Here is an 11,574-nt window from a genome sequence, read left to right on the forward strand (position 1 = left end):
GGACCGCCGGTACATCCCAGTTCGGGATAGGACGCCAGCGCCGCCATCATGTGGCCCGGCATGTCCACTTCGGGTATGACCGTGATGAAGCGTTCGGCCGCATAGCGCACAATCTCCTTGGCCTCTTCCTGCGTGTAGAACCCGCTGACGGGCACGCCGTCATACTTCCCCGAGCCGGGGGCGGTGATAGTCTCCTTGCGGTAGGAACCTATTTCGGTCAGCTTGGGATATTTCTTGATTTCGATGCGCCAGCCCTGGTCCTCGGTCAGGTGCCAGTGGAAGTAGTTGATGTTGTGCAGGGCCAGCATGTCGATGATTTCCTTCAGATAGCTGACGGGGAAGTAGTGGCGGCCTACGTCTACCATGAAGCCGCGGTAGCCGAAGCGCGGATAGTCCTTCACCGTGCAGGCCGGCAACGAAGCGAGCGCCTCGCCGCCCGTGATGGGCAGGGCCTTGTGGAGGGTCTGGATGCCGTAGAATACGCCTGCCTCGGTGGCGCCTTTCAGGGCGATGCGGTCGGCCGTCACTGCCATTTCATAACCTTCGGGGTTGGCGATGCTCTCGTCCAGTCCCAGCACAATCTGGTTCTTGCCTTCGGACGTGGTGAGTTTCACCTCCGTGCCGCACATTTCCTTAATATAGGAAGCAAGGAACCGGGCGGTGCGCTCCAGCTTCTCGTTGCCGGCAGGATAGCAGACAGCCGTTGAGGAGTTGATGACAAACGGGGAGGAATTGGCCGATTCGGTGATTTCCTGAGGAAGCGGAATGACATGGAAGTCACCTGTCTCGACTTTCTTGGCGGTGCAGCCTGCCAGCAGTAACAGCATGGCACAAACCGCCCATTGGGCTAATGTAAGATTCTTCATAATATATTAAATTTAAGAGTAGTTACTGTTCTTTTTTAATGTAACCACGCAAAAATAAGAATTATTTTTAAAAATGCGTTTGTTATTATGAAATAATCTGTATATTTGGAAAGTTTTTAGACTATTCTACAATAACCTTATTTGTTTTATTATGGAAAATTACATTTTAACCAGCAAGCGCTTTATCGGAAAAGCCTTGCTTGCGGGAGTAGTCCTCCTCGCTGCTTCTCCACAAGCTACCCGCGCAGAAAGGACCTGGCCGGCAGTCGACGGACAGCACGTTGTCCAGCAATCCATTGAAGTGAAAGGTACAGTCTCCGATGCCATGGGTCCCATCATCGGTGCTACTATCATTGAAAAAGGCAATCCTACCAACGGTACGGTGACGGACATCGACGGTAACTTCACGCTGAAAGTAAGCTCCGGCGCCACCCTGCAGGTATCGTTCATCGGCTACGTGACGCAGGAAATCCAGGCTGTAGCGGGAAAGACTCTGATTATTGAACTGAAAGAAGACACCCAAACCCTCGACGAAGTGGTGGTTGTGGGTTACGGTGTGCAGAAGAAGGTAAACCTGACCGGTTCGGTGTCGACCGTAAACGGTGAGGAACTGAGCCAGCGTCCGGTGGCCAACGCAACCCAGAGTTTGCAGGGTCTGGTTCCGGGTCTGACCGTCACCAACTCCAACTCCGGACGTCCCGGCGCAAGCGGCAGCCTGACCCTGCGCGGCCAGGGTAACTTGTCGAACACGGCCAATCCCTATGTGTTGGTGGACGGTGTGGAAATGGACCTGGCCGACGTCAATCCCAACGACATTGAAAACATCTCCGTGCTGAAGGATGCCGCCGCCGCTTCTATCTACGGTGCGCGTGCCGCCTACGGTGTCATCCTGGTGACCACCAAGAAGGGCAAAGAAGGCAAGGCCCGCATCAGCTATCAGGGAACCGTGGGATGGTCATCCCCGACCGTGCTTCCCGAAATGGCCAATGCCTACGACTTCGCCCTCTACTTCAACCAGGCGTGCGAGAATGCGGGAGTTGCCAAGCAGTACAGCGACGAAAAGCTGGCACAGCTGCAACAATACGTCAACGACCCGAGCAGTTTCACCCTGGCAGACTGCTGGGCCGAACTGGGCAACACGAACAACCTGGTGGCCGCCTTCGAGAACACGGCCAAGGGTATCGGCAACGTGGACTACTTCGACCTGCACTACAAGGATGCCGCCTTCAAGCAGAACCACAACGTCAGCGTCAGCGGTGGCGGCAAGGCAGCCCAATACTACATTTCGGGTGGTATGTATAAGGAAGAAGGTATCTTGCGCTATGCGGACATCGACTATTCGCGCTTCAACCTGAATGCCAGCATCAACTCCGAAGTGACCAAATGGCTGAAGCTGAAGCTGAACACCAAATTCATGAGTTCGGAAAGCAACTCCCCGTTCGGAACCGGCGGTCTCTCCGAGGGCTTCTATCACTCACTGGCACGCTTCCGCCCCACGGTAAACGAGATTGACCCCAACGGCAACTTCACTGAACTGACCATGATTCCCTACCTGCAAAGCGGAACCTACACGACCTCCCAGCGGAACAACCTGACGCTGACTCCGGGCTTTGAAATCATGCCGTTGAAGGACTGGCGCATCTTCTTTGACTATACCTATCGTCAGTACAACTCGGACTACGAAGCCCTGAACGTGGCTCCGATGATTCCGGGTGCCGACGGCGAGACCTTATATAAAGGTACGCGTCAGGAACTGAACGTGGCCGAGAACGGACGGTTCACCCGCTCGTCCACACTGACCCGCTACCAGTCCATCAACCTGTACACCAACTACCTGCTTTCGCTCAACGACAAGCACAACTTCACGTTCATGGCCGGTTATCAGGAAGAGGACTACAGCTACAAGTACCTGTATGACTCGGTAGTAGACCTGATTTCGACCACCAACCCCAGCCTTACGCTGGCCAACGGTACCCGCACCGTAACAGATACCCGCAACGGCTGGGCCACCCGCGGTTTCTTCGGCCGTATCAACTACGACTACATGGGCCGCTATCTGGTTGAAGTGAACGGACGCTACGACGGTTCTTCCCGCTTTGCTTCCGACCACCGCTGGGGTTTCTTCCCCTCCGTCTCTTTAGGATGGAACATCACACGCGAGAAATTCATGGAAAAGACTTCCAACGTACTGTCCAACCTGAAGCTCCGCCTCTCCTGGGGTCTGCTGGGTAACCAGAGTGGAGCCGCCCTGTACACGTTTGCCTCTACCATGGGCTCTTCTTCTACCGGCAACTGGTTCTTCGAGAACAGCCGCGAAGGCTATCTGACTGCTCCCGGTGTCGTAACATCCAACACAACCTGGGAAAAGGTTGAAAGCAAGAACATCGGTATTGACTTCGGCTTCTTCGGCAATGCCCTGACCGGTACTTTCGACATATTCCAGCGCGACACGAAGGACATGCTGGGCCCGACGGCCGACCTTGCCGACTTCTTCGGCGCAGCCGCTCCCGAGACCAACAACGCCCGCATGAGAAACAGAGGCTGGGAATTCACCATCCAATACCGCGGCAAGATTGGCAAGGACATCGACTATACCGTAGGAGGCTCACTGTCCGACGCCACTTCTGAAGTTACCGCATACGAAAACCCGACCGGAACCAACCCACAAGGCAACTGGTATGTAGGAAAGCAGGTGGGCGAAATCTGGGGTTACCGCGCTTCCGGACTTATCCAGACTCCAGAAGAGGCCGACGAGTACAACAAGTTAGACCTCTCCTACCTCTCCGGCCAGGCATGGAAACCGGGTGACGTGAAATACATGGACCTGGATGGAGACGGTGCCATCAACAACGGTTTGAACACACTGGACGACATGGGCGATATGACCATCATCGGTAACACCACTCCACGCTATCAATATACCCTCAACGGCTCTATCAGCTACAAGGGCATCAGCCTGAGCCTGATGTTCCAGGGCGTTGCCAAGCGCGACTGGTGTCCGGACATGGGTACCGTTTACTTCTGGGGTTCGGGCCCGTATGCACAGGTTACCGTGTTCAAGGAACACCTGGACTACTGGACACCCGAGAATCCGGATGCTTACTATCCCAATCCGTACACCGCAGCTGCCAGCTCCATCGGACGCTTCCGCAACAAGACGTCACAGAAGAGCGACCGCTACATGCAGAACGCAGCCTACTGCCGCCTGAAGAACCTGACCGTCAGCTACGACCTGCCCAAGGCATGGATTCAGAAGATTGGTCTGGACAAGGCACAAGTATTCTTCTCGGGCGAAAACCTGCTGACCTTCACCAAGCTGGCCAACATGTTCGACCCTGAAGCCATCTATACCAGCAGCGGCTACTCCAGCGAAGCCGGTAAGAACTACCCCATGAACCGGGTACTTTCATTTGGTGTCATTATTAACCTCTAATTCCCTTCGTTATGAAAAAGATATATTTATCGTTATTAGGCCCGATTGTTTCGTTCCTGTTGGCCGGTTGCTACGACCTGGACAAGATGCCTCAAGGACAATTATCATCGGCAACCGCCTTCGGCACCACCGCCGAAATCAACCTCTACCTGAACCAGTTCTATCAAGGAAGCGTCTATGTAGCCGGAGGTAATTCAACGGTGGGCAACTCCGCCATCAAGTCGCAGTCCAACAACGTGGGCAACGCCTCGGGCATCGCCTTCACCGACCTGAACAGCGACAACATGATAGGCAACGTGATAGACACCCGCCTGGCCGGCCAAACGGCACTGAGCGATGCCTCGCAGCTGAATGACTACAAGCTGATACGCAACATCAACTTCCTCATCAAGAACATCGAGAACTGCACCGAAAGAGGCATTGAATACGACCAGTGTGTGGGTGAAGCCTACTACTTCCGTGCCAGCTTCTACTACCACCTGCTGGTGAACTACGGCGGTGTGACGTGGATGGAAGACCTGCTGGATCCCGACGCAGGACAGATGCAGCTGCCGCGCAACACGCGTACCGAGATTGCCGACCACATCCTGGCCGACCTGGACATCGCCATCGAGAACCTGCAGGCCAAGTCCACCAACGCCACCATGCGCGTACACAAGGATGTGGCCCGAGCGCTGAAGAGCGAAGTGGCCCTGTTTGCCGGAACGTGGGAGAAGTACCACCGCGCCAAGAACACCCCTTTCTATGACAAGAGCCTGACCAACGCCGACGAGAAAATCAACTCCTACCTGCAACAGGCTGCCAATGCCGCCAAGGCTGTGATGGACGACGGCAGATGGAGCATCTCCGCCGGCTCGCCGACAGCCTACCGCGACCTGTTCATCACGCTCGACCTCTCCTCGAACAAGGAAGTGCTGTGGTGGAAGAAGTATGACGCCGCCAACAACATCGGCCACTCCGTAACCCGCTTCCTGAACCAGGGCGGCGGACAGTGCGGTGCCTCGGCCTCGCTGGTGGACGACTACCTGACCATCGAAGGCAAACCCTTTGTAGGAGCCGAACGCGACAATGCCAAGAAGGTGTACGGACAGGAGTTTGAGAACAGAGACCCGCGCCTGACGCAGACCATCTGCGCACCGGGACAGGAACTGCGCCCCAACGGAGCCTACGTGTTCACGCTGCCCCCGCTCAACGGAAACAGCTACAACCAGAACACCTCCGGCTACTCCATCCTGAAGTACGTGGAGTTCAACACGACCTACGAACCCACCATCGACGGTGAAGGCAAGAGCCAGGCACCCGCCATCCAGGTGCGCTACGCCGACATCCTGCTGAACTACGCCGAAGCCCTGGCCGAACTGAACGGAGCCGGCAACGCCAACGAAATCAAGGCCGCGCTGAAGCCGCTGAGAGACCGTGCCGGCATGCCCGAAGTGGACTTCGACCGCGAATACAACACCGAGGCGGACTATCCGTTCCGCGACCTGGACAAGTACATCCAGGCCGTACGCCGCGAGCGCCGCATCGAGAAGGCCATTGAAGGCACCCGTCTGACCGACATCCTGCGCTGGGCAGCCGCCGACGTGCTGATTGTAGGCAAGACACCCGTGGGTGCCCTGTTCGTGGGCAGCAACCTCGAGAACAACCCGTTCTACTATGACAGCAACGGCAGCTACTCGCTGATTTACGACCAGGCTTCGGGCAACAACCTCTACCTGACCGGCAATCCCGGCGACAGCCAGCGATATATCGTTCCGTTCAACAACACGAACTACCCCAACGGATGGCAGTTCAAGCTGGACAGAGACTACCTGCTGCCCATCCAGGAACGCATGCTCTCGCTGACCGGCTATGCCTGGGAACAGAACCCCGGCTGGTAAGCCGTCCATTCCTATAACCATCACTTTAGTCCGGGCACCGGGAGGAAATCCCGGCCCGGACTAATGCCATTCTTCCCAACCCAACAAGACTGACTTATGAAACAACTATCCACCAAAATCATGATTCCCATTGCGGGAATCGTTGCGGCGGGCACCCACAGCTCCTGCGACAGCAAGAAGAAAGAAGCGCCGAAGCAGTACAACATAGTCTACATCATGACGGACGACCACACGGCCCAGATGATGAGCTGCTACGACAAGCGCTACATCGAGACGCCCAACCTGGACCGCATCGCCGCCGACGGCATCCGCTTCACCAACAGCTTCGTGGCCAACTCGCTGAGCGGACCCAGCCGCGCCTGCATGATAACCGGCAAGCACAGCCACGCCAACGGCTTCACGGACAACACCACCTGCGTATTCGACGGCTCGCAGCAGACCATGCCCAAGCTGTTGCAGAAGGCCGGATACCAGACGGCCATCGTCGGCAAGTGGCACCTGGAGAGCCTGCCCACCGGCTTCGACTACTGGGAAATCCTGCCCGGACAGGGAGACTACTACAACCCGCGCTTCATCACCATGCAGAACGACACCATCACCGAGAAGGGCTACCTGACCAACCTCATCACGGACAAGAGTCTCGACTGGATGGAGAACCAGCGCGACAAGGAGAAACCCTTCTGCCTCTTCATCCACCACAAGGCCATCCACCGCAACTGGCTGCCCGAGCTGAAGTACCTCTCGCTCTACGAGGACAAGACCTTCGCCATGCCGGACAACTTCTATGACGACTACGAGGGCCGCCCCGCCGCCGCCGCACAGGAGATGAGCATCTGGAAGGACATGGACATCATCTACGACACCAAGATGTACCGCAAGGACAAAGACTCACGCCTGAAGGCCACCTACGAGGAGTTCATCGGCCGCATGACGCCCGAAGAGCGCGCCCAGTACGACGCCTTCTACGAGCCCATCATCAAGGAGTTCTACCGGAAGAACCCGAAGGGGAAAGAACTGGCCGGGTGGAAGTACCAGCGCTACATGCGCGACTATGCCAAGGTGGTGAAGTCGCTGGACGACAACGTGGGCCGCGTGCTGGACTACCTGAAGGAGAAAGGCCTGCTGGACAACACGCTCGTGGTCTACACCTCCGACCAGGGCTTCTACATGGGCGAGCACGGCTGGTTCGACAAGCGATTCATGTACGAGGAGTCCATGCGCACGCCGCTCATCATGCACCTGCCCAAGGACTTCCAGACCCGCGGCGACATCCCGCAGATGGTACAGAACATTGACTACGCCCCCACCTTCCTCGACCTGGCGGGCGCCGAAATCCCGGCCGACATGCACGGCGTCTCCCTGCTGCCGCTGCTCAAGGGCGAGAAGCCGGCCGACTGGCGCAAGGCTCTCTACTACCACTTCTACGAGTACCCCGCCGAGCACATGGTGAAACGCCACTACGGCATCCGCACCGAGCGCTACAAGCTCATCCACTTCTACAACGACATCGACGAGTGGGAACTCTACGACCTGCAGGAAGACCCCACCGAGATGCACAACCTCTACGGCAAGCCCGGCTACGAGCAGATAACCAAGGAACTGCACCAGGAACTGACCGAGCTGCAAGACTTGTACAAAGACCCCATAGAGTCCGTCCTGCAGAAGCAGTGAAACGGACGGGGGCGTGCCTGAAGCGTGAAAGGCACGCCCCCTTTCTTTACCCCGGGCGCACCGCAACGACCGGACCGGAAATCTTCCCGCAGGCTGTCATCCTGTCTCCCCGCAGGCAAACACATCGTCTTCCCGCAGGCAGACACCCCGTCTCCCCGCAGGCTGACGCTCCGTCTCCCCGCAGGCAGACGTCCGGTCTTCCCGCAGGCAGACATCCGGTCTTCCCGCAGGCAGTTCCTCTGCCTCCTAACCCCGTCATCCGGCAGTCGGAAGCAGGCCGCCTGCCAGCCAGGCTTCGTTTTCCCGACCCGGCTCCCGCTTTCCCTCCCTTTTCCCCCTCCCCGCCCACGAAAAGCGCGGGATTGCTTGCGAACCTCCGATTTTCTGACTACTTTTGCGCCAAGTGCCTGTCAGCAAACAGGCAACCCAACAACAGTATTATTCATGGAAGACAACAACAATATGATGCTGCCGCTGGACGTGCAGCCCGAAGACTATCAGCCGGAAGCAAGTACAGAAACCTCCAACGGAGGAGTGGAATATACCGACGACAACATACGCCACCTGGACGACATGGAGCACATCCGTGTCCGCTCGGGCATGTACATCGGCCGCCTGGGCGACGGTTCGCAGAGCGACGACGGCATCTACGTCCTGCTGAAGGAAGTGATGGACAACTCCATCGACGAATTCAAGATGGGTGCCGGCAAGAAGATTGAGGTGAACATCGAGGACAGCCTCCGCGTCAGCGTGCGCGACTACGGCCGCGGCATCCCCCAGGGCAAGCTCATCGAGGCCGTCAGCAAGCTGAACACGGGCGGCAAGTACGACTCCAAGGCCTTCAAGAAGAGCGTGGGACTGAACGGCGTGGGCATCAAGGCGGTCAACGCCCTGAGCAGCCGCTTCGAGGTGCGCAGCTACCGCGACGGCAAGGTGCGCACGGCCGTCTTCGAGCGCGGCGTGCTGCAGAACGACACCACCGCCGACACGCAGGAGGAAAGCGGCACCTACATCTTCTTCGAGCCGGACAGCACCCTCTTCGTGGGCTACACCTTCCAGAACCCCTTCGTCGAAACCCTGCTGCGCAACTACACCTACCTCAACACGGGGCTGACCTTCGTCTACAACGGCCAGCGCATCGTCTCGCGCCACGGCCTGGAGGACCTGCTGAAGGACAACATGACCAGCGAAGGCCTCTACGACATCGTCCACCTCAAGGGCGAGGACATCGAGATAGCCTTCACCCATACCAACCAGTACGGCGAGGAATACTACTCCTTCGTCAACGGCCAGCACACCACCCAAGGCGGCACGCACCAGACAGCCCTGAAGGAGCACCTGGCACGCACCATCAAGGAGTTCTACAACAAGAACATGGACTACGCCGACATCCGCAACGGACTGGTGGCCGCCATCGCCATCGACGTCGAGGAGCCCATGTTCGAGAGCCAGACCAAGACCAAGCTGGGCTCGAACAACATGTGGCCCGCCAACCCGCAGGAAGACAAGCCCGCGGGCCCCACGGTGAACAAGTACGTGGGCGACTTCATCAAGACCGAGGTGGACAACTACCTGCACAAGAACCCGCTCATGGCCGAAGTGATGCTGCAGAAGATACAGGACTCCGAGAAGGAGCGCAAGGCCATTGCCGGCGTCACCAAGCTGGCGCGCGAACGGGCCAAGAAGGCCAACCTGCACAACCGCAAGCTGCGCGACTGCCGCTACCACCTGAACGACGGCAAGGGCAAGGACCAGGAAGCCGAGTCGTGCATCTTCATCACCGAGGGCGACTCCGCCAGCGGCTCCATCACCAAGAGCCGCGACGTCAACACGCAGGCCGTCTTCTCCCTGCGCGGCAAGCCCCTCAACTCCTACGGACTGACCAAGAAGGTGGTCTACGAGAACGAGGAGTTCAACCTGCTGCAGGCCGCCCTCAACATCGAGGACGGCATGGAAGGCCTGCGCTACAACAAGGTCATCGTGGCCACCGATGCCGATGTGGACGGCATGCACATCCGCCTGCTCATGATAACCTTCTTCCTCCAGTTCTTCCCCGACCTCATCAAGAAGGGGCACGTCTACATCCTGCAGACGCCCCTCTTCCGTGTGCGCAACAAGAAGCAGACCCACTACTGCTACAGCGAGGAAGAGCGCCAGAAGGCCGTCGACGAGCTGGGCCCCAACCCCGAAATCACCCGCTTCAAGGGCTTGGGAGAAATCTCGCCCGACGAGTTCCGCCACTTCATCGGCAAGGACATGCGCCTCGAGCAGGTCAACCTGCGAAAGACCGACCTCGTCAAGGAGCTGCTGGAGTTCTACATGGGCAAGAACACCATGGAGCGGCAGACGTTCATCATCAACAACCTGGTGATTGAGGAAGACGTAGTCAGTTGACAAGGTGACAAGGCTCCAGGCCACCAGGGCTGCTATCGCCCGCCTATTATCCTTGTCAACTTGTTAACTCGTCAACTTGTCAACTAATAATATCAACTATGACCAAAGCCATCTTCCCGGGGACATTCGACCCCTTCACCATCGGCCACTATTCCGTGGTGAAACGCGCGCTGACCTTTGTCGACGAAGTAGTCATCGGCATCGGCATCAACGACAAGAAACACAGCTACTTCCCCACCGAGAAGCGGGAGGAAATGATAAAGAAGCTCTACCGCGACGAACCCCGCGTCAGCGTCAAGGCCTACGACTGCCTCACCATCGACTTCGTGCTGCAGGAGAAGGCCAACCTCATCATCCGCGGCATACGCACGGTGAAGGACTTCGAGTACGAAGAGACCATTGCCGACATCAACCGCAAGCTGGCGGGGGTGGAGACCATCCTGCTCTTCACCGAGCCCGAGCTGACCAGCATCAGCTCCACCGCCGTGCGCGAGCTGCTGCAGTTCCAGAAAGACGTCAGCCAGTTCCTGCCCGAGGGGATGGAGATAGACTGAGCCCCCCGTTGCCCATACATTTTAACCGTAACACCCATTGCATTATGAGACATATATTCTTACCCGTCCTGCTCGCCTGCACCCTCGGCGTGCAGGCACAAATCAACAGAGACGCCATGCGCAAGCTGCAGATGGCCGAATTTGCCATCAGCAACCTCTACGTAGACTCCGTGGACGAAAACAAGCTGGTGGAAGAAGCCATCATACGGATGCTGGCGCAGCTCGACCCCCACTCCACCTACAGCAACGCCGAAGAAGTGAAGGAAATGAACGAACCCCTGCAAGGCAACTTCGAGGGCATCGGCGTGCAGTTCCAGATGATAGAAGACACGCTGCTCGTGGTGCAGCCCGTCAGCAACGGCCCCTCGGAGAAGGTGGGCATCCTGGCCGGCGACCGCATCACCGCCGTCAACGACACCGCCATTGCAGGCGTGAAGATGAGCACCGAAGACATCATGAGCCGCCTGCGCGGCCCCAAAGGCACCGAGGTGAAGCTCACCGTGGTGCGCCGCGGCGTGCAGGAGCCCCTGCTCTTCAACGTGAAGCGCGACAAGATACCCATCTACAGCCTCGACGCCTCCTACCTGATACAGCCCGGCACGGGCTACATCCGCGTCAACCGCTTTGCCGCCACCACAGGCGCCGAGTTCCTCAAGGCGCTGAAGGAGCTTCAGGCACAGGGCATGCAGGACCTCATCCTCGACCTGCAGGGCAACGGGGGCGGCTACCTGAACGCCGCCATCGACCTGGCCAACGAGTTCCTGGAACAGAAAGAC

General features: G+C 57.8%; 7 protein-coding genes. 6 read left to right on the forward strand and 1 reads right to left on the reverse strand.

The annotated features are described in order from the left end of the window. Window positions 1–866, reverse strand: an 866-nt coding sequence (locus Q1Y74_RS11060) for a beta-N-acetylhexosaminidase (protein WP_300814390.1), incomplete at its 3' end; no start/stop codon positions are given. Between the two features lie 151 nt (window positions 867–1,017). Between Q1Y74_RS11060 and Q1Y74_RS11065 the strand changes: the two genes are divergently transcribed. The 6 genes from Q1Y74_RS11065 to Q1Y74_RS11090 all read left to right on the forward strand — a co-directional run. Next, window positions 1,018–4,299 carry a TonB-dependent receptor gene (locus tag Q1Y74_RS11065; protein ID WP_300814391.1) on the forward strand — a complete coding sequence of 1,094 codons (3,282 nt, stop codon included), beginning with the start codon at window positions 1,018–1,020 and terminating at the stop codon, window positions 4,297–4,299. An 11-nt stretch (window positions 4,300–4,310) separates the two neighbouring features. Further along, on the forward strand, window positions 4,311–6,179 hold the full coding sequence (locus Q1Y74_RS11070) for a RagB/SusD family nutrient uptake outer membrane protein (RefSeq protein ID WP_300814392.1): 1,869 nt from the start codon (window positions 4,311–4,313) through the stop codon (window positions 6,177–6,179). Window positions 6,180–6,275: 96 nt separating this feature from the next. Further along, window positions 6,276–7,850 carry a sulfatase gene (locus tag Q1Y74_RS11075; RefSeq protein ID WP_300814393.1) on the forward strand — a complete coding sequence of 525 codons (1,575 nt, stop codon included), beginning with the start codon at window positions 6,276–6,278 and terminating at the stop codon, window positions 7,848–7,850. 444 nt (window positions 7,851–8,294) lie between these two features. Then, window positions 8,295–10,244, forward strand: coding sequence for a DNA topoisomerase IV subunit B (locus tag Q1Y74_RS11080; protein WP_300814394.1), 1,950 nt, complete (start codon window positions 8,295–8,297; stop codon window positions 10,242–10,244). A 98-nt stretch (window positions 10,245–10,342) separates the two neighbouring features. Beyond that, window positions 10,343–10,798 carry a pantetheine-phosphate adenylyltransferase gene (coaD, locus tag Q1Y74_RS11085; RefSeq protein ID WP_300814395.1) on the forward strand — a complete coding sequence of 152 codons (456 nt, stop codon included), beginning with the start codon at window positions 10,343–10,345 and terminating at the stop codon, window positions 10,796–10,798. 44 nt (window positions 10,799–10,842) lie between these two features. Next, a partial coding sequence (locus tag Q1Y74_RS11090) for a S41 family peptidase (protein ID WP_300814396.1) occupies window positions 10,843–11,574 on the forward strand: 732 nt, incomplete at its 3' end.

Origin of the sequence: uncultured Bacteroides sp. (assembly GCF_949298305.1) — a bacterium.
Classification (GTDB): Bacteria; Bacteroidota; Bacteroidia; order Bacteroidales; family Bacteroidaceae; genus Bacteroides.

Bases quoted from the DNA above. Each gene is read 5' to 3' on its own strand.
- Q1Y74_RS11065 (WP_300814391.1), top strand. From the start codon at position 1,018: ATGGAAAATTACATTTTAACCAGCAAGCGCTTTATCGGAAAAGCCTTG.
- Q1Y74_RS11070 (WP_300814392.1), top strand. From the start codon at position 4,311: ATGAAAAAGATATATTTATCGTTATTAGGCCCGATTGTTTCGTTCCTG.
- Q1Y74_RS11075 (WP_300814393.1), top strand. From the start codon at position 6,276: ATGAAACAACTATCCACCAAAATCATGATTCCCATTGCGGGAATCGTT.
- Q1Y74_RS11080 (WP_300814394.1), top strand. From the start codon at position 8,295: ATGGAAGACAACAACAATATGATGCTGCCGCTGGACGTGCAGCCCGAA.
- coaD (WP_300814395.1), top strand. From the start codon at position 10,343: ATGACCAAAGCCATCTTCCCGGGGACATTCGACCCCTTCACCATCGGC.